Source organism: uncultured Arthrobacter sp., from assembly GCF_947493765.1.
In the GTDB taxonomy this organism is placed as follows: Bacteria; Actinomycetota; Actinomycetes; order Actinomycetales; family Micrococcaceae; genus Arthrobacter_D.
The window spans coordinates 65780-85222 of sequence record NZ_CANLSZ010000002.1; the positions used below are offsets into that span (position 1 = coordinate 65780).

General features: G+C 69.4%; 21 protein-coding genes. 9 read left to right on the top strand and 12 right to left on the bottom strand.

Annotated elements, in window-relative coordinates:
- Window positions 1–23 precede the first annotated feature (23 nt).
- Window positions 24–830 carry a carbon-nitrogen hydrolase family protein gene (locus tag Q0747_RS03210; protein WP_298251824.1) on the bottom strand — a complete coding sequence of 269 codons (807 nt, stop codon included), beginning with the start codon at window positions 828–830 and terminating at the stop codon, window positions 24–26.
- 77 nt (window positions 831–907) lie between these two features.
- On the opposite strand from Q0747_RS03210, the gene Q0747_RS03215 reads away from it, so the two are divergent.
- Together Q0747_RS03215 and Q0747_RS03220 are read left to right on the top strand one after the other, a co-directional pair.
- The gene (locus Q0747_RS03215) at window positions 908–1414 is read left to right on the top strand and encodes a DUF427 domain-containing protein (RefSeq protein WP_298251825.1); all 507 of its coding nucleotides are present in this window, start codon (window positions 908–910) and stop codon (window positions 1412–1414) included.
- A gap of 97 nt (window positions 1415–1511) precedes the next feature.
- Entirely contained in the window at window positions 1512–2300 is a 789-nt protein-coding gene (locus Q0747_RS03220) for a SurA N-terminal domain-containing protein (protein ID WP_298251826.1), read from the top strand.
- A gap of 75 nt (window positions 2301–2375) precedes the next feature.
- Here Q0747_RS03220 and Q0747_RS03225 read toward each other — a convergent pair whose 3' ends face one another.
- Complete coding sequence (locus Q0747_RS03225; protein WP_298251827.1) at window positions 2376–3665, bottom strand: adenylosuccinate synthase; 1290 nt, start codon at window positions 3663–3665, stop codon at window positions 2376–2378.
- Window positions 3666–3906: 241 nt separating this feature from the next.
- Here Q0747_RS03225 and Q0747_RS03230 point away from each other — a divergent pair, with 241 nt between their 5' ends.
- The gene (locus tag Q0747_RS03230; RefSeq protein WP_298251828.1) at window positions 3907–4509 is read left to right on the top strand and encodes a hypothetical protein; all 603 of its coding nucleotides are present in this window, start codon (window positions 3907–3909) and stop codon (window positions 4507–4509) included.
- A gap of 60 nt (window positions 4510–4569) precedes the next feature.
- Here the strand turns inward: Q0747_RS03230 and Q0747_RS03235 are convergent, their stop codons facing one another.
- The 5 genes from Q0747_RS03235 to Q0747_RS03255 all read right to left on the bottom strand — a co-directional run bounded on the left by Q0747_RS03235 (window position 4570) and on the right by Q0747_RS03255 (window position 8104).
- Complete coding sequence (locus Q0747_RS03235; protein ID WP_298251829.1) at window positions 4570–5454, bottom strand: oxygenase MpaB family protein; 885 nt, start codon at window positions 5452–5454, stop codon at window positions 4570–4572.
- 80 nt (window positions 5455–5534) lie between these two features.
- Window positions 5535–5729 (bottom strand): helix-turn-helix domain-containing protein, encoded by a 195-nt coding sequence (locus tag Q0747_RS03240; protein ID WP_298251830.1) that lies wholly within the window; start codon window positions 5727–5729, stop codon window positions 5535–5537.
- Window positions 5730–5926: 197 nt separating this feature from the next.
- The gene (locus tag Q0747_RS03245; protein ID WP_298251831.1) at window positions 5927–6343 is read right to left on the bottom strand and encodes a DUF3151 domain-containing protein; all 417 of its coding nucleotides are present in this window, start codon (window positions 6341–6343) and stop codon (window positions 5927–5929) included.
- Window positions 6344–6346: 3 nt separating this feature from the next.
- Entirely contained in the window at window positions 6347–7366 is a 1020-nt protein-coding gene (gene fbaA, locus Q0747_RS03250) for a class II fructose-bisphosphate aldolase (protein ID WP_298251832.1), read from the bottom strand.
- A 75-nt stretch (window positions 7367–7441) separates the two neighbouring features.
- Window positions 7442–8104 carry a TrmH family RNA methyltransferase gene (locus Q0747_RS03255; RefSeq protein WP_298251833.1) on the bottom strand — a complete coding sequence of 221 codons (663 nt, stop codon included), beginning with the start codon at window positions 8102–8104 and terminating at the stop codon, window positions 7442–7444.
- Window positions 8105–8182: 78 nt separating this feature from the next.
- Between Q0747_RS03255 and Q0747_RS03260 the strand changes: the two genes are divergently transcribed.
- Window positions 8183–8962 carry an HAD-IIA family hydrolase gene (locus Q0747_RS03260; protein WP_298251834.1) on the top strand — a complete coding sequence of 260 codons (780 nt, stop codon included), beginning with the start codon at window positions 8183–8185 and terminating at the stop codon, window positions 8960–8962.
- Between the two features lie 14 nt (window positions 8963–8976).
- Here the strand turns inward: Q0747_RS03260 and Q0747_RS03265 are convergent, their stop codons facing one another.
- Both Q0747_RS03265 and pyrE read right to left on the bottom strand, forming a co-directional pair.
- Entirely contained in the window at window positions 8977–9975 is a 999-nt protein-coding gene (locus tag Q0747_RS03265; protein WP_298251835.1) for an alpha/beta hydrolase, read from the bottom strand.
- A 9-nt stretch (window positions 9976–9984) separates the two neighbouring features.
- Window positions 9985–10560, bottom strand: a complete 576-nt coding sequence (pyrE, locus tag Q0747_RS03270; RefSeq protein ID WP_298251836.1) for an orotate phosphoribosyltransferase — start codon at window positions 10558–10560, stop codon at window positions 9985–9987.
- 344 nt (window positions 10561–10904) lie between these two features.
- Between pyrE and Q0747_RS03275 the strand changes: the two genes are divergently transcribed.
- From Q0747_RS03275 to Q0747_RS03295, 5 genes are all read left to right on the top strand, one after another.
- Complete coding sequence (locus tag Q0747_RS03275; RefSeq protein ID WP_298251837.1) at window positions 10905–11732, top strand: DUF559 domain-containing protein; 828 nt, start codon at window positions 10905–10907, stop codon at window positions 11730–11732.
- Window positions 11733–12091: 359 nt separating this feature from the next.
- Complete coding sequence (locus Q0747_RS03280; protein ID WP_298251838.1) at window positions 12092–13522, top strand: GH1 family beta-glucosidase; 1431 nt, start codon at window positions 12092–12094, stop codon at window positions 13520–13522.
- 251 nt (window positions 13523–13773) lie between these two features.
- Window positions 13774–14601 carry an ammonia-dependent NAD(+) synthetase gene (gene nadE / locus Q0747_RS03285; protein WP_298251839.1) on the top strand — a complete coding sequence of 276 codons (828 nt, stop codon included), beginning with the start codon at window positions 13774–13776 and terminating at the stop codon, window positions 14599–14601.
- Between the two features lie 23 nt (window positions 14602–14624).
- Window positions 14625–15434 (top strand): exodeoxyribonuclease III, encoded by an 810-nt coding sequence (locus Q0747_RS03290; RefSeq protein ID WP_298252262.1) that lies wholly within the window; start codon window positions 14625–14627, stop codon window positions 15432–15434.
- Window positions 15431–16279: a hypothetical protein gene (locus tag Q0747_RS03295; protein ID WP_298251840.1), complete on the top strand. Its 849-nt coding sequence runs from the start codon at window positions 15431–15433 to the stop codon at window positions 16277–16279. Before Q0747_RS03290 ends, Q0747_RS03295 begins: the two co-directional genes overlap by 4 nt.
- A gap of 90 nt (window positions 16280–16369) precedes the next feature.
- On the opposite strand, the gene Q0747_RS03300 is transcribed toward Q0747_RS03295, so the two are convergent.
- The 3 genes from Q0747_RS03300 to Q0747_RS03310 are packed head-to-tail and all read right to left on the bottom strand — an operon-like array spanning window position 16370 to window position 19311.
- On the bottom strand, window positions 16370–17380 hold the full coding sequence (locus tag Q0747_RS03300) for a LacI family DNA-binding transcriptional regulator (protein ID WP_298251841.1): 1011 nt from the start codon (window positions 17378–17380) through the stop codon (window positions 16370–16372).
- Window positions 17381–17383: 3 nt separating this feature from the next.
- A complete protein-coding gene (locus Q0747_RS03305; protein WP_298251842.1) occupies window positions 17384–18349 on the bottom strand; it encodes a carbohydrate ABC transporter permease in 966 nt (321 codons plus the stop codon).
- The gene (locus Q0747_RS03310; protein WP_298251843.1) at window positions 18346–19311 is read right to left on the bottom strand and encodes a carbohydrate ABC transporter permease; all 966 of its coding nucleotides are present in this window, start codon (window positions 19309–19311) and stop codon (window positions 18346–18348) included. The genes Q0747_RS03305 and Q0747_RS03310 overlap by 4 nt, the downstream gene beginning before the upstream one ends.
- Between the last annotated feature and the right edge of the window lie 132 nt (window positions 19312–19443).

A 19443-nucleotide genomic window follows, 5' to 3' on the forward strand; every position in this document is an offset into this window, starting at 1 on the left:
CGCTCGAGCCGCCCGGCGGCGGATCAGTGGGCGTCGACGATGGTGTCGTTGCGGCTGAACCGCCGGTTCCTCAGCACCGGCAGGAACTCCCGGACGTCGTCGACCCTGCGCCGCGTGACCTCGGCGCTGACGACACCGCGTTCCTCGTTCTCCAGGTGCGCGAGCGGGATCCCCATGGGGTCGATGACGGCCGAGTGACCGATGGTGTGGCCTCCGGAGGTCCCCGCTGCCGCGATCCACACCGTGTTCTCGATGGCCCGCGCCTTCAGCAGCGTCTCCCAGTGCTCGATCTTGTGCTCACCCTCGAACCAGGCGGCCGGCACGCACAGCAGCTCAGCGCCCTCGTCGGCCAGGGCACGCGCCTGCTCGGGGAAGCGGATGTCGTAGCAGGTCATGAGTCCCACCCGGAGACCGCCGATCTCGGCGACCTTGATGCCGCCGTCGCCGGGCTTGATGCGGGTGGACTCCTGATAGCTGAACGCGTCGTAGAGATGCAGCTTGCGGTAGGTGTCCACGATGCGCCCGGTCGCGTCGATGAGTACGAGGGTGTTGAACGGGCGTTCCTCCCCGCTGGGCTCGTAGCCACCGGCGACGACGGCGATCGAGTGCTCGGCCGCGATGAACGACAGCTGCTGGACGAACGAGGTCCAGTGGGCCTCCACCGCCTCCGCGAGGGGGCCCTCCACGGCGCCGATGGAGAACATCGACTCCTCGGGGAAGACGATCAGCGCGGAGCCGTCCGCACCGGCGCTCGCCGCGAGTTCCCGCATGACGCCCAGATTCGCAGCGGTGTCCCCGCCGGGCCGGAACTGACCAACACTGACCTTCATACTGCCGCCCTCTTCCCTGTGTCCTCCGTCCAGCCTACAGACCCGCCCCGGGCACCCCCGGAGTAGCCTGTGTGTCCATGAAGACACCGCAGAACGACAGACGCGTGCCGCCCGGACCGGGCCAGGAATCGGTCTGGAACTATCCGAGACCGCCCCGCGTGGAGCGGATGCCGGCGAGGATCGAGGTGCGCTTCGGCGGGCAGGTGATCGTCCGGACCGGTAACGCGGTCAGGGTGCTGGAGACGAGTCACCCGCCGGTCTTCTATCTTCCGATCGAGGACTTCGCGCCCGGCGTCCTGGAACCGGTGGAGGGCACCACGCACTGCGAGTTCAAGGGCGCCGCCGCCTACTTCGACGTCGTCGCGGGCGCCGCACGCAGCCTCCGCGGCGCCTGGACGTACCCCTCCCCCGTGCGCGGCTACGAGGACCTCTCCACCCGGGCAGCGATCTACCCCTCGCAGATGGACTCCTGCTCGGTGGACGGCGAGCAGGTCCAGGCACAGGAGGGTGATTTCTACGGCGGGTGGATCACCTCCGCCGTCGTGGGTCCGTTCAAGGGCGCCGCCGGGACCTGGGGCTGGTAGCCGGTCCCGACTCCCAGCGTCGGTGGAGCGTCCACCCACGGCGCGTACATCGGGGTTTGCTAGTGTTCCACGCTGACCCACGACGCGAGGACACATCATGGCCAGCAGGACATCAGCACGGAAGCGGTTGCTGCTCGCTGCCGCGTTCATCGGATCGGCGGCGCTCCTGGGCGCCTGCGGAGCCTCGGACGAGGCCGACGGCGGGGCGGGCCCCGCCACCGCCGAGTCGTCCTCCGGAGCACCGGCGACGTCCGCCGAAGCACAGCCGCAGCCCGAACCGGACCTCGAGGGCATCCCCGAGGTGGTGGCCGTGGTGAACGGGACGGACATCGGGCGTGACGAGTTCACCACCGCCTACGAGTCCCAGTTCGCCCAGGCCGCAGCCGCGGCGCAGGCCGGTGGGCAGGAGCTCGACCAGGAGCAGTTGCGAACGAGCGTGGCGGACAATCTCGTCAGCGCCGAACTGCTGCGGCAGGAGGCCGAGGACCGGGGCATCGAGGCGACCCCCGAGGCCCGCGCCGCCGCGATCGACGATCTGCTCGAGACGAGCCAGCTCGGGACCGAGGACGAGCTGCGTGCTGCCTTCGCGGAACAGGGCCTCGAGGACGAGGAGTTCGACAGGCAGCTCGCCGACCAGGTGAAGCTCGACGCGCTGCTCGCCGAGGAGGCCGGTGACACCGCGCCCTCCGACCAGGAGGTCCAGGACACCTACGACGCCGCGAAGGCGCAGCAGGAAGCAGCGGGCGAGACGGCGACGCCCATCCCGCCGCTGGACGAGGTCCGTCCCCAGATCGAGGAGCAGCTCGCCGGGGAGAAGCTCTCCGAGGCGGCGCAGAAGCTCATCGAGGAGCTGCGGGCGGACGCGGACATCTCCGTGAAGCTCTAGACCGGACACCCCGGAACAGCCACTCCCGGCCGCTCCGGGGCCCAGTTCCTGGCCCCCATGAGGTCAGGGCTGCGGTCAGGACCCGATCAGATCGTTGATCACGATGGTCTGGTCGCGGTCCGGGCCCACACCGATGGCCGAGAAGCGGGTCCCGGAGAGCGTCTCGAGCGCCCGCACGTAGACCTGCGCGTTCTGCGGCAGGTCGTCCAGGGTCCGCGCCCCGGTGATGTCCTCGGTCCAGCCGTCGAAGTACTCGAAGATCGGCTTCGCGTGGTGGAAGTCGGTCTGCGTCATGGGCATCTCGTCGTGGCGCACGCCGTCCACGTCGTACGCCACGCACACCGGGATGCTCTCGATGCCGGTGAGGACGTCGAGCTTCGTCACGAAGTAGTCCGTGAAGCCGTTGACGCGGGAGGCGTGGCGGGCCAGCACGGCGTCGTACCACCCGCAGCGGCGCGGACGGCCGGTGTTCACGCCGAACTCCCCGCCCTTGGTCTGCAGGTGGAGACCCATGTCGTCGAACAGTTCCGTGGGGAAGGGGCCGGCTCCCACGCGCGTGGTGTACGCCTTGATGATGCCCACGGCGCGGTTGATCCGGGTGGGGCCGATCCCCGAGCCCACACAGGCGCCGCCCGCCGTCGGGTTCGACGACGTCACGAACGGGTAGGTGCCGTGGTCGACGTCGAGGAAGGTGGCCTGGCCGCCCTCCATGAGCACTACCTTGCCGGCGTCGAGCGCCTCGTTGAGCACGAAGGTGGAGTCGATGACGAGGGGCCTCAGCCGCTCGGCGAAGGACAGGAAGTACTCGACGACCTCCTCCACCTCGACGTCGCGCCGGTTGTAGACCTTGACCAGCAGCTCGTTCTTCTGCTTGAGCGAACCCTCGACCTTCTGCCGGAGGATCGACTCGTCGAACACGTCCTGGACCCGCAGGCCGAGCCGGGCCACCTTGTCCATGTACGCCGGGCCGATGCCGCGTCCCGTGGTGCCGATGGCGCGCTTGCCGAGGAACCGCTCCGTGACCTTGTCCAGTACCTGGTGATAGGGCGCCACGAGGTGGGCGTTGGCCGAGACACGCAGCTTGGACGTGTCGGCCCCGCGGGCCTCCAGCCCGTCGATCTCCTCGAACAGGGCCTCGAGGTTGATGACGCAGCCGTTGCCGATGATCGGTACGGCGTTGGGGCTCAGGATGCCGGCGGGAAGGAGCTTGAGCTCGTACTTCTCGCCGTTGACCACCACCGTGTGTCCGGCGTTGTTGCCCCCGTTGGGCTTGACGACGTAGTCGACCCGCCCGCCGAGCAGATCGGTGGCCTTGCCCTTGCCCTCGTCGCCCCACTGGGCTCCGACGATGACGATTGCTGGCATGGGATACTCCCCCATTCGGTACGGCGTCCCCCGCGTGCCGGGGACCAGACGCCGTGCATGAGAACGCCCCAACCGGCCGCACGCTGCTCGCGGCCACTGGGGCTCTTACCGTCCGAGTTTAGCCGAGGTGCCCGGAGGTCGCCGCACGGGGTCGGTCCAGGGACCGGTCGCAGGCCCGATCCCGGTCTCCTCCCCGGGTCAGGGTGGAGCCGTGGACACTGGGGGCATGGACAATGGGGGCATGGACCGCTTCGTTGGACACATCGCCGGCATCGGCACCACCTCCGGCACGCGGCTCGTGATCGGCCGGTGGGATTCCTCGCCGCTCGGCGTGTTCACGGACGTCATGATGGAGGACGCCGTCGGTCACCGCACCCTGCTGGCCCCGTCGCAGGACGTGGCGGACTACGTGGGTGCCACCTACTCCTTCGACGACGTGATCCTGTGCCCCATCACCTCGACGCTCGCTGAGGACCGCCTCGTGGTGGACGCCGGTGAGCTGCAGGTCTTCGCCGAGATCGGCCGGATCACCGCGCTCGGGCGCCTGCTCGGCGTCGTCCCCGCGCGCCTGGCCACACATCCGCGCTGGCTGGCGCTCGTCAATCCGCTGGCCTCACGGCTGATCGCGGGGGTCGCGACGGCCGGTTCTGCGGGACACGGGCGCACGGAGTACTACGGGGTCACCTCGGCCCGCGCCGTCGACGGTGCGACGGCGGCGTGGCGGGGCACGGATCTCGGCGCCCTGGCCCCCGTGAGCCCGCCGGTGCGCTTCGGTTTCAGTTCCGCCCCGCCACGACCGCAGCTGGTGTCCGTCACCACGACCATCCGCCGCCCGGAGGAGTGACCCGGCCGGTCCTGTCCGCCGCTCCGGCTCCGTCTCCGGCCCGGCCGTCCCGCCTCCCGGTCAGACCGCAGCACCGGCCAGGCGCTCGCGGGCCACACGGTAGTGCGGCCAGTAGCGGACGCTCCCCGGGAGCACGGGGACCAGGATGCGCACCACGCGGCGCAGGACGGCGAACGCCAGCTGCTCCCGACGCCGCCAGGGGAGGGCATAGGCGTCCCGCAGGGTGGGCGGAAGGAGACCCGCGGCCAGGAGCGAGGGCACCCCGCGCAGCGGGCGCGCCACCAGGGGAGGGTCCGGCGCGAGGATCTGCCCGCTGATGAGGTGCGCCGTCGACCCGACGTCCAGCACCGTGTGGATCTGCTCGTGGACGTAGCGCTCCAGGGCATCGTAGTCCGCGGGGAGAACCTCCTCGGTGACGTCGAACAACCGGGCGAACTGCGTCATGTCGCGATAGTAGGCGTCGCGCTCCCCCGGGGTGACGGGCCGGAGGAGGATCTCGGTGACCTCGAGCGCGGTCCAGACGAGCGTGGCGAACACCCACAGGGCCAGCTCCGGGTCCCGGGCGCTGTAGGGGGTACCGGCGGGCAGCGACGCGCCGTCGTCGGGGAGCGTCCCGCGCACCGGGCGGTGTCGGCGGGCCACCAGGTCGCCTGCAGCCCGGACCTGTGCCAGGTCCCCGAAGGTGACGGTCAGGACGGCGTCGAGCGTTCCGCGCAGCCGGCGCAGCGGATCGGCGGCGAAGCCGCTGTGGGCACGGACTCCCTCACCGATGAGGGGATGCGCCACCTGGAGCAGGAGCGCCGCCGGACCGCCGGCGAGAACCGTCCGCTCGCGGGCGATCCTCCACGCGGTGGACCCGGGGCCGAAGAGCCCGGGGTCTCCCGCGGCACCGGGCATGGGGCGCGCCGGGAAGAACCGACCCAGGCGCCTCGTCCACGCTCGCATCCCACCACACTACCGAGTCGGAGGGCACCGGCCGCGGACCTGCCGTGCCACCCGGTCCCGGATCGTCCGGGGGGATCGGTTCAGTCGATCGAGTAGTCGCTCCCCGGGTTCCTCTCGTCGAGGTACTCGCGTACCGCGCTCTTGGGTACCCGGTACGATCGTCCGAATCTGATGCTGTCGAGGGTCCCCGACTGCACCAGCCGGTAGACCGTCATCTTCGACACCCGCATCATCGCGGCCACCTCCGCCACCGTGTACAACTGCTCCGTACTCATCTTCGTCGACACCCAGCCCACTCCCATTCGCCTCAGTACGTTCGTGGAGCCTTAACTCTGGGCACACCCCTACCACAAGCGCAAGGATGGTGACTACCCGTCTTCGGGCCGGGCGGCCGGACGAGTGGGCGTCCGGCCCCCGGACGGGAAGTGCTGTCGGGGACCGCTGTCGGGACGGGCGCGACCGGCCCATGCCGTCAGGCGAGCTGGGCGCTCGCCTCGGGATCGGAGTCCCGGAGGAGAGCCGCGATCCGCTCCGCCTCCTCCATCTCACCGATGGAGGCGGCCGCCCTGCCGAGGGCGTAGAGCGCCCGCAGGAAGCCGCGGTTCGGTTCGTGCGAGTAGGGCACCGGACCCGTTCCGCGCCAGCCGCTGCGCCGCAGCGCATCGAGCCCGCGGTGATAGCCGGTGCGGGCGAAGGCGTAGGACTCGATGGTCCGGCCCTCCGCGTACGCCTCGTCCGCGAGGACGGCCCAGACCAGCGACGACGTCGGGTGCGCGGCCGCGAGATCGAGGGCCTCGTCCCCCGCGGCGAGCCGCTCGACCACCTCCGGCTCCTCGGGGAGCAGTGTGGCGTCGGGACCGAGCAGATTCCGCCTGAAGTCGTCGGACACGACTCAGAGCTTCTTCCCGGCCGAGCCGAGCGAGGCGGCGGCGGTGACCACGCGGGCCGCGAGGCCCGCTTCGGCCGCGGCACCCCAGACGCGCGGGTCGTAGGTCTTCTTGTTGCCCACCTCGCCGTCGATCTTCAGGACGCCGTCGTAGTTCTTCAGCATGTGGTCGGCCACCGGGCGCGTGAAGGCGTACTGGGTGTCGGTGTCGATGTTCATCTTGATCACGCCGTAGGACACGGCGTCGGCGATCTCCTGCTCGGAGGAGCCGGAACCGCCATGGAACACGAGGTCGAACGGCTTGTCCTTGCCGATCTTCTGGCCCACCTTCTCCTGGATCTCCTTGAGGATCTCCGGACGCAGCTTGACGCCGCCGGGCTTGTAGACGCCGTGCACGTTGCCGAAGGTCAGGGCCGTGATGTAGCGGCCGTGCTCCCCCGCGCCGAGCGCGTCGATGGTCGCCAGGGCGTCGTCGACCGTGGTGTAGAGCTTGTCGTTGATGGCGTTCTCCACACCGTCCTCCTCGCCGCCCACGGTGCCGATCTCCACCTCGAGGATCATCTTGGCGGCGGTCATGCGGGGCAGGATCTCCCGGGCGATGCGCAGGTTGTCCTCGAGCGTCTCCGCCGAGCCGTCCCACATGTGGGAGTTGAAGATCGGGTCCCGCCCGTTCTTCACGGCGTCCTCGGAGGCCGCGAGCAGGGGGAACACGAGGTCGTCCAGCTTGTCCTTGGGGCAGTGGTCGGTGTGCAGGGCGATGTTGACGTCGTACTTCCTCGCCACCTCCTTCGCGAAGGCCGCGAAGCCGAGCGCGCCGGCCACCATGTCCTTCACGCTCGCTCCGGACCAGTAGGCTGCACCGCCCGTGGAGACCTGCACGATGCCGTCCGAGCCGGCCTCGGCGAAGCCGCGCATCGCCGCGTTGAGGGTCTGGGAGGACGTCACGTTGACGGCGGGGAAGGCGAAACCGTCGGCCTTCGCACGGTCGAGCATCTCGGCGTAGACATCAGGGGTGGCAATAGGCATGCTGAACTCCTTCTAGGTAGGTGCTTGCCTCATCCTAGCGAGCGGACCTGCCGGGCGCAGGGGTACGTCCGGGGTTCAGACCTGCTGGCCGAAGGCGTGCCGCCGCACCCAGCCGTGCATCGCGATCGCCGCAGCGGCCGAGGCGTTGATGGAGCGGGTGGACCCGAACTGGGCGATCGACAGCGTGGCCTCCGCCGCCTCGTGCACCTCGGGCGTCAGGCCGGGGCCCTCCTGCCCGAACACCAGCACGCAGCGCTCCGGCAGCTCATAGGTCTCCAGGGGTACGGAGTCCGGGAAGTTGTCGATCCCGATCACGGCCAGTCCCTCCGCATCGGCCCACGCGACGAAGTCGGCCACATCCGGGTGGTGGCGCACGTGCTGGTAGCGGTCCGTGACCATGGCGCCGCGCCTGTTCCACCGGCGTCGCCCGATGATGTGGACCTCCTTCGCGAGGAACGCGTTCGCGGTCCGCACCACGGAGCCGATGTTGAGGTCGTGCTGCCAGTTCTCGATGGCCACGTGGAAGGCGTGCCGCCGCTCGTCCAGCTCCGCCACGATCGCCTCGTGGGTCCAGTACCGGTAGCGGTCGACGACGTTGCGGGTGTCCCCCGCCGCCAGCAGATCGCCGTCCCAGTGCTCGCCGTCGGGCCACGGACCCTCCCAGGGGCCCACCCCGACTGCCGGTGGCGCGGCGGGATCGTCCGTGGTGATGCCGGCGTCGGGCAGGGTTTCCTTCACCGTCCAAGCGTAGTGTGCCGCCGAAGTGGGAGACTGGCACCGTCCGGTTGCCCGGATCCACCCCGTGAAAGGAAGCTCATGCACGAGAACGAACACATTGAGTGCTGGCTCACCGACATGGACGGCGTGCTGGTGCACGAGAACCATGCGATCCCCGGCGCCGCGGAACTGATCGAGCGGTGGGTGGCCACCTCGAAGCGCTTCCTCGTCCTGACGAACAACTCGATCTACACCCCGCGGGACCTCGCCGCACGCCTGAAGGCCTCCGGGCTCGAGATCCCGGAGGAGAATCTCTGGACCTCCGCGCTCGCCACGGCACAGTTTCTCTCCGACCAGCTGCCCGGCGGCAGGGCGTTCGTGATCGGCGAGGCGGGGCTGACCACGGCGCTGCACGAGGCCGGGTTCGTCCTCACGGACACGAATCCCGACTACGTGGTGCTCGGGGAGACCCGCACGTACTCCTTCGAGGCGATCACCAAGGCCGTGCGCCTCATCCTCGACGGCGCCCGCTTCATCGCCACGAACCCGGATGTCACGGGTCCGTCGAAGGAGGGGCCCATGCCGGCGACCGGCGCCGTGGCCGCGATGATCACGGCCGCCACCAGCCGTGACCCCTACGTGGTCGGCAAGCCGAATCCCATGATGTTCCGCTCGGCCATGAACCGGATCGACGCCCACTCGGAGACGACGGCGATGATCGGCGACCGCATGGACACCGACATCATCGCGGGGATGGAGGCGGGGCTGCACACCGTGCTCGTGCTCAGCGGCATCACGCAGCCGGAGGACATCGACACCTACCCGTTCCGGCCTGCGCAGGTCTGCACCTCGGTCGCCGACCTGATCGAGCAGGTCTGATCGCCTGCGGAGTCCTAGAACGCCGTCTTCCGTGCGCCGCCACCTGGCACCGGCAGGTACTCGCGCTGCACGGCCGTGAGGATCGGGGCGTAGATGTCCGCGTTCCACTGCGGACTCGCATGGGCCGGTAGCGCACCCGCCGTCACGTAGTCGGTGGCCACCACGTTGTCGGGCAGTTCGCGCGCCCACCCGGCAGGCGCCGTCGAGTAGTCCACCACCTCGTCGTCCGGGTTCCCCGCGAAGACGATCCTCGTGTCGCCGAGGGACAACCTGAAGCGTGACACGTCGAAGTGGTAGATGTACGAGGACTCCGACTGCACGAGTCGACTGCTGGGGGCCAGCGGGGAGAGCTGCTCGAGCGACTGCTGCACCACCTGGGTCCACGTGCGCTCGTTCTTGTGGGCGATGCGTTCGCCGAGCTCGTATGTTCCCCGCAGGCTGATGGGGACGCTGAGCCCGGCGTCGTAGAGCCTGACGACGCCGTTGAACATGCGCTGGTCACGGACGTCGAAGCGGCTGGACGGCGAGGAGTCGAGGAACACCAGGTCCACCGGGATCCCGCGGTCCCGCAGGCGTGCCGCCACCTCGACGGCGACCATCCCGCCGAAGCTGTGACCGTAGAAGTAGAGCTTCTCCAGCCGGAAGTTCGCCACGTAGCGGTTCATGGTCGCCACGATGGCGTTGATGTCGAGACCGCGGTTCGAGTACCCCATCGCGGCCATCTGCCCGCGGCGGGAGAGGGCCGGGCGGAGCGAGTCCAGGATCCAGAGTCCTTCCTCCCAGCTCGTCTTGTACCCGGGGAAGAGCACCCAGCGGTCCCACGGGAACCGCCGTCGCGCCCGCTCGTCGTCGAGGGGGAGGATGCGGTTCTGCTGCCGCTGGTTCTGGATGATGCGCGTGGCCACGAGGTCCGTCCCGAGGGCCGCTGCCGCCGCCGACCCGATGAGGAAGGACCTGCGCGAGGACACATGGAAGTCCCTCGCCCGTCGAAGGGCCCCGCCGTCGTCCTCCATGCACCGTTCCTAGGGAAGACCCAGTTCGTCCTTGCCGAAGGCGAAGAGATAGGGCACCGCGGCCTCCGATTCGATGCGCTCCTTCGACCCCGTGTCCCGGTCCACGATGACGGCGACCGCCCGCACATCGCCTCCGGCGCGCCGTACGCCGTCGACCGCGGTCAGCGCCGAGCCCCCCGTCGTGGAGGTGTCCTCCAGCACGACGACGCCGCGGCCGGTCACCGCCGGACCCTCGACCTGGCGGCCCATCCCATGGGTCTTCTGGGTCTTGCGCACCACGAAGGCGTCGATGGGACGGCCGGCCTGCCCTGCCGCGTGCATCACGGCCGTACCCACCGGATCGGCGCCCATCGTGAGTCCGCCGGCGGCCTCGAAGGCGATCCCGGCGTCGTCGAGCAGCTGGAGCATGACACGGCCCACGAGCGCGGACGCCTCGTGGTGCAGCGTGATCCGGCGGAGGTCGATGTAGTAGTCGGCCTCGGCCCCGCTGGAGAGCGTGACGCGCTCGTGCACCACGGCGAGCTCCTTGATCAGCTCGAGGAGCCGGGTGCGATCGGCGGTCGGCGCGGGGGTCTCGGCGGTCATGCGGTCAGTCTATCCAGCGCGTGGGCACCGCGGCGCTCCCCGGTCCGGCGCCGTGATCGAGCCTCGTCCGCCGGATAGTTTTCCGCCGCGATCCGGGGACTTCGACGCGCGGAACCCGGATTCGACGGCGAGTCGTGGCTCGACACGCGTCCGCCCGGCCCGATGTCCCCGGATCAGCACCGCTGATAGCCGCCCTGCCCTGCTCGACCCTCCCGGAGTTGCACCACTGCCTCAGGCCTCTCACCCGCCCCATGTCCCCCGGATCAGCGCCACTGGCCGGTCCGGTTGTCCACATAGCAGCTTGCTCTCCACCGGGGCCGTGCTGCCCGACATGGAATCGACCCATGGATGCCGTCACCGCCCTCGCACTCGCCGGATCGGTGGCGCGGACGAACCGGCTCGTGGAACAGGGAGTCACGCACCGGGAGATCGCGCGGCAGGTACGGTACGGGACCGTCATCCGGCTACGACAGGGTGTTCTCGCGCTCCCGGAGGCACCGCAGGATCTCGTCACCGCGACACTGCACGCCGGTCGCCTCACCTGCGCCTCGGCCGCCCGGCACTACGGCCTGTGGCTCCTGCACCCACCGGTGGCCCATCATCTGTGCTCCCATGCCCGCGCGCAACAGCACTGGGTCAACCATCACCGGCAGCTCTCCGTGCCCGTGCACCCGACCCTCCCACTGGTCGGCCCGGTGGACGTCCTGATCCATGCTCTCCACTGCCTGCCGGCTCTCGATGCCGCGGTCATGGTGGAGAGCTCGCTCCGACGCGCCGACACCGTCCGGCCGTTCCTCCTCGATCGCCTGCAGGGCAACCGCAACGGCCCTGCACGCGCGGCACTCGACCTGGTGACAGGAACGGCGGAGTCAGCACTGGAGGTCGTCGCCCGCGTGCTGTTCTCCCGCGCCGGGATCCACCTCCAGAGCCAGGTGCAGCTCGACGGCGTCGGTCGCGTCGACTTCCTCCTGGAGGGTTTCCTCGTGGTGGAGGTGGACGGCGATGCCTATCATTCGGATCGCGCAGCCCGACGGCGGGACCGCAACCGCAACAACATGACCGTCGCGGGCGGACACCTCGTCCTCCGGTACGGCTACGAGGACGTGATGTTCCACCCGGATGCGGTCCTCTCACAGGTTCTCACCGTCCTCTCCGGTCGTCCGCTCCGCTGAGCGGCCCGGCGTCCGGCCATGCGTTGGACCACGTTTCGGATCGCCGTCCATGACCTGTGAGAAACCGGGTGCGGTCCAGTTCCCCAACGGCAATGCCGTGGAGCTCGAGTCCGGTCCGACTCAGTCAGTTCGGATCCGGGGAGTTCGGGCCCATACTGTTCGGATCCGGGGAGTTCGGATCGGCCCCACAGCTTCAGCCCGGCGTGTCGTGGGCCGACACCCGATACGCAGCGGCAATCACCCCGAACCGGAACGGCTCTGCCCCTCAACACTCCGGGCCCCGGCAGCGGTTCAATGCGTGACCCCCTTCTGGGTCGTAGGCTCGTGGTTCCACGCCTACCAGGAACAGTGAAGGGCCCATGCCACGCGGAACAGCACCCCGACCCGACAGTCCACTCGGCACCAGGTCCTGGCCCGACGGGTTCCTCTGGGGGTCCGCCACAGCCGCGGCCCAGGTCGAGGGCGCCAGCCACGAGGGCGGTAAGGAGGACTCCATCTGGGACACCTTCGCCCGGATCCCCGGTGCCATCGCCAACGGCGAGACCCTGCAGGACGCCGTCCAGCACTACCGGCGCATGCCCGAGGACGTCGCGATCATGAAATCGCTGGGACTCGATGCGTACCGCTTCTCGACGAGCTGGGCCCGTGTACGCCCCGGAGATCGCGCCCCGAACGCCGAGGGCCTCGACTTCTACTCCCGACTGGTGGACGAACTGCTCGAGGCCGGGATCCTGCCCTGGCTCACCCTCTACCACTGGGACCTCCCGCAGGCACTCGAGGAGAAGGGCGGCTGGGCCAACCGCGACACCGCCCACCGCTTCGTCGAGTACGCCGACGACGTCCACTCCGTCCTGGGCGACCGCGTCCACCACTGGACCACCTTCAACGAGCCGTTCTGCTCGTCGCTGCTCGGCTACGCCGCCGGAGTCCATGCTCCCGGACGCCAGGACCCGAGGGCAGCCGTCGCGGCCATCCACCATCAGCACCTTGCCCACGGGCTGGCGGTCGCCGAGCTGCGCTCGCGCGGCGTCGATCAGCTAGGGATCACGCTCAATCTCAGCAATGCGCTCCCCCAGAATCCCTCGGATCCCGTGGACCTGGACGCCGCACGTCGCTTCGACTCGCTCCAGAACAGGATCTTCCTCGACCCCATCCTCCGCGGCGCCTACCCCGAGGACACCCTGTCCGATCTCGAGCAGTTCGGCCTGCGGGAGATCATCCAGCCCGGCGACCTGGACGTCATCGGCATTCCCATCGACTTCCTCGGCGTGAATCACTATCACGACGATCTCATCAGCGGGCACCCCACCACCGAGGACGGCGACGGCCACTCGGGTGGCGCACCGCGCCCGACGTCGTCGTGCTGGATCGGCTCGGAGGACATCGCGTTCCCCAGTCGCGGCCTGCCGCGCACCGCCATGAACTGGGAGGTCAACCCGGACGGGCTGCGGAAGCTCCTCGTGCGGCTCGGGGAGGAGTACGAGAATCTCCCTCCGCTCTACGTCACCGAGAACGGCGCGGCGTACGACGACGACGTCGCCTCCGACGGAGCCGTCCACGACGTCGAGCGGACAGCGTTCGTGCTGAACCACATCGCTGCCGTGGGTGAGGCCATCGACCAGGGCGCCGACGTACGCGGCTACTTCGTCTGGTCCCTGCTCGACAACTTCGAGTGGTCCTGGGGCTACGGCAAACGCTTCGGGGTGGTCCGCGTGGACTACGGGACCTTCGAACGGACGATCAAGGAAAGCGGTCTGGCCTACGCGCGGGTGATCGCCGCCGCGAGGTGACCCCGACCTGCGCTTCGAAACCCCGTAGCGTGCACGCCAGGGGGTTTCGACGTCGACGGAGACGCTGCGCCGGCGTGTCGTGGAGCGACACGCCTTCGGCAGCAGCAAAGTCCCCGGATAGGCCCCCCGCGAGCAGCAAAGTCCCCGGATAGACCCGCCGCGAGCACCGAAGTCCCCGGGACCGGCTTCGGTGGGATCGGACCAGCCCCGCGGGCTCGGAACGAGCAACCCGGCACGAGTAGCCTTGGACCATGCGTGACATGCAGGCAGAGATCATCCGGGCCCTGGGCGTCGAGCCCACCATCGATCCCGCGGCGGAGATCCGTCGTCGGGTGTCGTTCCTGAAGGACTACCTCCGCGCCACGGGCACCCGTGGCTTCGTGCTCGGCATCAGTGGGGGGCTCGACTCCACCCTCGCCGGCAAGCTCGCCCAGCTCGCCGTCGACGAGCTCCGCGCCGAGGGCGTCGACGCCGACTTCGTGGCCGTGCGGCTGCCCTACCAGGTGCAGCTCGACGAGGACGACGCACAGGCCGCCCTGGCGTTCATCGCGCCTCGCAGCTCGCAGGTGTTCAACGTGGCGCCGGCCGTCGACGGCGTCGAGCAGGAGTACACGGACGCGACGGGCGAGCCGATCTCCGACTTCACCAAGGGCAACGCGAAGGCGCGCGTCCGCATGGTGGCGCAGTACGCGATCGCGGGCCAGCGCAACCTGCTCGTCATCGGGACGGACCATGCGGCCGAGTCCGTGACGGGCTTCTTCACCAAGTTCGGCGACGGCGGTGCGGACATCCTGCCGCTGTACGGCCTCGACAAGCGCCAGAACAGAGCCGTGCTCAAGGAGCTCGGAGCTCCGGCCGCCCTGTACGACAAGATCCCGACGGCGGATCTGCTCGACGATTCCCCGGGCCGGACCGACGAGCAGGAACTCGGGCTCACCTACGACCAGATCGACGACTACCTCGAGGGCCGCGAGGTCGCTGTCGGGGCGGCCGAGAAGATCGAGCACCGCTACCGGACCACACGGCACAAGCGCACGGTGCCCGTGAGCATCCTCGATTCCTGGTGGCGGGAGCCGTAGGGGCCGTTGGTAACGTGGACACCGTGAAGATCGCGACCTGGAACGTCAATTCCCTCCGTGCCCGTGCAGATCGCGTCGAAGCCTGGCTCGGGAGGTCCGACGTCGACGTCCTGGCCATCCAGGAGACGAAGTGCAAGGACGAGAACTTCCCCTGGGACCTGTTCGAGAACAGCGGGTTCGAGGTGGCGCACTTCGGGTTCAGCCAGTGGAACGGCGTGGCCATCGCGTCCCGGGTGGGGCTCGACGACGTCGAGCGCACGTTCCCGGACCAGCCCGCCTTCGGCAAGCCGGGGCAGGACGCCGTCCAGGAGGCCCGGGCGATCGGCGCCACCTGCGGCGGGATCCGCGTGTGGAGCCTGTACGTACCGAACGGGCGCGCCCTCGACGACCCGCACATGCCCTACAAGATCGAGTGGCTCGACACCCTCCGGGGCAACGCCGAGCGGTGGGTCTCGGAGGACCCGGGTGCCCAGCTGGCGCTCATGGGTGACTGGAACATCGCACCGCAGGACGACGACGTCTGGGACATCGACCTCTTCGTGGACGGCGGGTACACCCACGTCAGCCCTCCGGAGCGCTCGGCTTTCCAGTCGTTCCTCGATGCGGGCTTCGCCGATGTGGCGCGCCCCTACACGCCGGGTCCCGGCCTCTACACCTACTGGGACTACAAGCAGCTGCGCTTCCCCAATAAGGAGGGCATGCGCATCGACTTCGTCCTCGGCTCCCCTGCCCTGGCCGAGCGCGTCACCGGCGCCTCCGTGGACCGCGAGGAACGCAAGGGCAAGGGCGCCTCGGACCATGCGCCCGTGATCGTGGAGCTCAGCGGGCCGTGAACCCGCTCGCCGGTGGCGCCCAGTCCTTCCCCTACGTCTCCTACCTGCGCGTCTACGAGCCGCTCGAGGCCTTCTCCGACGCCCAGCAGCTCGCGATCCTCGCCCAGCGCGGCCGCGAACGGCACCGGACCGATTCGATCGAGCACGAGCAGTCGCTGCGCAGGATCCTGCGCACGCTCTCGGATCCGTTCCCGCACCATGAGACCGATCTCGTGCGCACCACGCACTTCCCCGGACCGAGCGGGGCGACGGCCCCGTACTACTGCCCCAACCAGCTCGCCGTCCGGACCACGCTCGCGGCGGAATCGCTCGGTCAGAGCCTCCGCGGCCCGCTGATCGACGTCCTGGTCCCGGAGGCCGCCCGCGAGGCCCACCAGGCCAGGCTCGACCAGGACACCTTCGCCGACTCGGCCGCCAAGCTGCACACCCGGTCGGCCACATGGGGGGTCCCCTTCGCCTGGTTCGCACTCATCCACGAGGACGACCTCACCGAGGTGGTCGAGGACGACGGACGGGTGCAGACGGTCCGGGTCACCGCACGCATCGGCGACTGCATCGATCGTGGCCGGCGCTCGATCGCCCACCTCGCGGTGGCGGCACCGGAGATGGACCTGCTCGACGAGATCACCGAGATCCTCGACTGGCTGGAGGTGTTCCGGCGGGACGCCGTGGTCGAGGTGGACTACGGTCCGGTGGCCGAGCGCGTGTTCCCCGACGACTCGCCCTCCGATGTGCGGCTGGGCATCGAGAGCCTCGCGGAGGCGGACATGCTGGGCGCGGCGGCGTCCTACCGACGCCTGGCGTCGCGGTGGATCCCGATCCGCCAGCTCGCCCGCGCCTCCTGACCCCCACCGCCCCGGCGCGGGGCTCGCACGTCATGCTCCTCACAGGCACGTGGCCCGGAAGCTTCCGCCCGGCATGATGGTGCAGCCGCCTCAGGGCCCGACCCGCCCGGTCGATGCCCGCTCCACCAGCGCGTGCGGTCGGGACGGCGGATAGTCCGCGGCGGCGCCGCGGGTCAGCTCCCCGAGCAGGAGATCGGCGGCGAAGGCTCCCTGGTCCTCGGGATCCTGCCGGATGGTGGTCAGGCCCATGGGCTCGGCGAACTCGTGGTCGTCGATCCCGATCACCGACAGCTCCCCCGGGACGCGGATCCCGAGTTCGGCGGCCGCCCGCAGCACGCCGAAGGCCATCTCGTCGGAGGAGCAGAACACCGCCGTCGGCCGGTCTTTCGGATCGGCGAGCAACGTGAGTGCTGCGACCCTCGCTGTGGTGAACCGGAAGTCGCCGAACGCGGACCACTCCTCGCGGACGGGGAGGCCGTGGAGGTGCATGGTCCTCCGGAACGCCTGCTCACGCAGGCGCGGCACCTCGAAGTCGATGTCGAAGGATCCGCCCCCGCGCATGTGGGCGATCCTCGTGTGCCCCAGTGAGATCAGGTACTCCACCGCGTCCGCGGCGGCCCGGGCATCATCGATCCCGACGTGCCGCACACCCTCCACCGCGCCGCCCACCGAGATGCTCGGGTACTCGAGCTCCTGCAGGGCCAGCCGCTCCTCCTCCGTCAGGTGCATGCACATGACCAGGAGGGCGTCGATGCGCTTCCTGAGGATGGAGCGGTGGAACACGCGCTCTCGATTGGCGCCGATGCCACCCAGACTGAACACGATGAGGTCGTAGCCCGCCGCGCGCAGCCTTCGGTCGATCCCGTCGAGCACGGCGGAGAAGTACCACCGGTTGATGGCGGGGACCAGCACCCCCATCGCCATGGTCCTGCCGGTCGCGAGCCCCCGCGCCGCCGACGACGGCACGTAGCCGAGGGCCGCCGCCGCCGTGGCGACCCGTGCACGGGTCTCCTCGGCCACCCCCGGCAGTCCGCGCAACGCTCTCGACACCGTGGCCGTGGAGACCCCGAGCGAGGCGGCGACGTCGTCGATGCCGATCATGTCTCAGCCCTTCAACCCGCCTGCCAGCAGGCCGCGGACGAAGTAGCGCTGCAGTCCGAAGAAGACGGCGAGCGGGACCACGATCGACACGAATGCGCCGGCCGTGAGGCGCTGCCACTCCCCGCCGCGCGAGCCCTGGAGCTCCGCCAGGCGCTGCGTGATGGGGGCGACGTCCGCCCCGCCCCCGGAGAACACGAGGGCCACGAGGAGGTCGTTCCAGAGCCAGAGGAACTGGAAGATCCCGAAGGAGGCGAGAGCAGGCGTCGCGAGCGGGACGATGATCCGCCAGAAGATGGTGCTGTGACCGGCGCCGTCCACCCGCGCCGCCTCGATGACCTCTCCCGGTATCTCCGCGATGAAGTTGTGCAGGAGGAAGATCGCCAGCGGCAGACCGAAGATGGTGTGCGCCACCCAGAGCTGCGCGTAGGTACCGCTCGGCAGGAGCTGGAAGTCGCCGATCGCCAGGACCTTCGTGAACAGCTGCAGCAGCGGGATGAGTGCCATCTGGAGCGGGACGATCTGCAGTGCGAAGACGAAGATGAACAGGCCGTCCTTGCCCCGGAACCGGCCCCAGGCGAACATGTAGGCCGCCATGGATCCCAGCACCAGGGTGAAGATCGTTCCCGGGATCACGATCGCCAGGGAGTTGACGAAGTACGAGAGCAGATTGGGCGACTGGCTCCCGCCCGGGCTGAGCACATCGGCGTAGTTCTCCAGCGTGAACTGCCGGTCCGTGAGGACGTTCCACCAGCCGTTGCCCTTGATGTTCGCCTCGGGGCGGAACGAGGAGACGAGGAGCCCGAACGTGGGGATGGTCCAGATGACGGCGATGATGATCGCCGCCGCCGTGGCCCGCCTCGAGGTCAGCTTCTGCTTCACCCGCTTCTGCTGGGTGGACCTGCCCTGCGTTGCGTCGTCCTTGACCTCGGGCAGGAGGTCCTTCCTGTTCTCCACGGGCACGGTGCTCATCGGATCTCCTTCTGCTTGCGGAGCAGCCGGGCGTTGTAGACCACCACGGGAAGCACCATCAGGAACAGGACGAGGGCCAGCGCGGCGCCCCGTCCGGGCTCTCCCGCCCGGAACGCCTGGGTGTACATCTCATTGGCGACGACCGAGGTCTCGTACTGGCCCGCCGTCATGGTCCGCACGATGTCGAACACCTTCAGCGTGCCGATGGTGATCGTGGTGACGACCACGATCAGCGAGCCCCGGATGGTCGGGATGGTGACGTTCCGGAACTGCTGCCATGCGCTGGCGCCGTCGAGCCTCGCCGCCTCGACGATCTCGGTGGGGATCCCCTTGATGGCCGCGGAGAGGACCACCATGGCGAATCCCGTCTGGATCCAGATCATCACGGCGATGAGGAAGAACGTGTTCGCCGGGGCGTCGAGCAGGAACTGCCTGGGCTCCTGGCCGAGCCAGACGAGGATCTGGTTGAGCAGTCCGATCTGGTCCTGCCCCGCGCCCTTGTAGGCGTAGACGAAGCGCCAGATGACGCCGGCTCCCACGAAGGAGATGGCCATCGGCATGAAGACGAGCGCCTTCAGGGCCTTCTCGCCGCGCGCCCGGTCGATGAACACGGCGTAGGCGAGGCCGATCGAGGAGGCCAGCAGGGGAACGAGCACCACCCAGATGAGGGTGTTCCTCAGGGTCACCAGGGCCTCGGGCTGGGTGAACAGCCAGGCGAAGTTCTCGAGTCCGACGAAGTCGCCGTCGCGGTTCGTCAGCGACAGGTAGGAGGTCTGGAGCGCCGGGAACACCAGTCCGACGGCGAGGAGCACCAGCGCCGGAGCCAGGAAGGCCGCGACTTGGATCTTCTCGCGCCCGCTCTTCGGAGCGCGGTCCACGACGAGCATGATCAGGCCGATGATCGCCGTGAAGATGGCGAGCCCCACCACCACCTGTATGCCCTTGTCTGCAATTTCTTCCACAGCACAGCCTCCTTGGCGCGCTTGTCGGGTGACCCGGGAACGGACCAGGGCGCGCCGCCCGGAGGGAGCGCCCTGGTCCGTCGACGACGATCGGTACCGGGCCGTTCAGGGCGCCGGCACCGACCGTCGGCA

Bases quoted from the DNA above. Each gene is read 5' to 3' on its own strand.
- Q0747_RS03260 (WP_298251834.1), top strand. From the start codon at position 8,183: ATGCACGAGAACGAACACATTGAGTGCTGGCTCACCGACATGGACGGC.
- Q0747_RS03300 (WP_298251841.1), bottom strand. From the start codon at position 17,380: ATGATCGGCATCGACGACGTCGCCGCCTCGCTCGGGGTCTCCACGGCC.
- Q0747_RS03240 (WP_298251830.1), bottom strand. From the start codon at position 5,729: ATGAGTACGGAGCAGTTGTACACGGTGGCGGAGGTGGCCGCGATGATG.
- nadE (WP_298251839.1), top strand. From the start codon at position 13,774: ATGCGTGACATGCAGGCAGAGATCATCCGGGCCCTGGGCGTCGAGCCC.
- Q0747_RS03220 (WP_298251826.1), top strand. From the start codon at position 1,512: ATGGCCAGCAGGACATCAGCACGGAAGCGGTTGCTGCTCGCTGCCGCG.
- Q0747_RS03275 (WP_298251837.1), top strand. From the start codon at position 10,905: ATGGATGCCGTCACCGCCCTCGCACTCGCCGGATCGGTGGCGCGGACG.
- Q0747_RS03215 (WP_298251825.1), top strand. From the start codon at position 908: ATGAAGACACCGCAGAACGACAGACGCGTGCCGCCCGGACCGGGCCAG.
- Q0747_RS03230 (WP_298251828.1), top strand. From the start codon at position 3,907: ATGGACCGCTTCGTTGGACACATCGCCGGCATCGGCACCACCTCCGGC.
- Q0747_RS03280 (WP_298251838.1), top strand. From the start codon at position 12,092: ATGCCACGCGGAACAGCACCCCGACCCGACAGTCCACTCGGCACCAGG.
- Q0747_RS03305 (WP_298251842.1), bottom strand. From the start codon at position 18,349: ATGAGCACCGTGCCCGTGGAGAACAGGAAGGACCTCCTGCCCGAGGTC.
- Q0747_RS03225 (WP_298251827.1), bottom strand. From the start codon at position 3,665: ATGCCAGCAATCGTCATCGTCGGAGCCCAGTGGGGCGACGAGGGCAAG.
- Q0747_RS03235 (WP_298251829.1), bottom strand. From the start codon at position 5,454: ATGCGAGCGTGGACGAGGCGCCTGGGTCGGTTCTTCCCGGCGCGCCCC.
- pyrE (WP_298251836.1), bottom strand. From the start codon at position 10,560: ATGACCGCCGAGACCCCCGCGCCGACCGCCGATCGCACCCGGCTCCTC.
- Q0747_RS03210 (WP_298251824.1), bottom strand. From the start codon at position 830: ATGAAGGTCAGTGTTGGTCAGTTCCGGCCCGGCGGGGACACCGCTGCG.
- Q0747_RS03265 (WP_298251835.1), bottom strand. From the start codon at position 9,975: ATGGAGGACGACGGCGGGGCCCTTCGACGGGCGAGGGACTTCCATGTG.
- fbaA (WP_298251832.1), bottom strand. From the start codon at position 7,366: ATGCCTATTGCCACCCCTGATGTCTACGCCGAGATGCTCGACCGTGCG.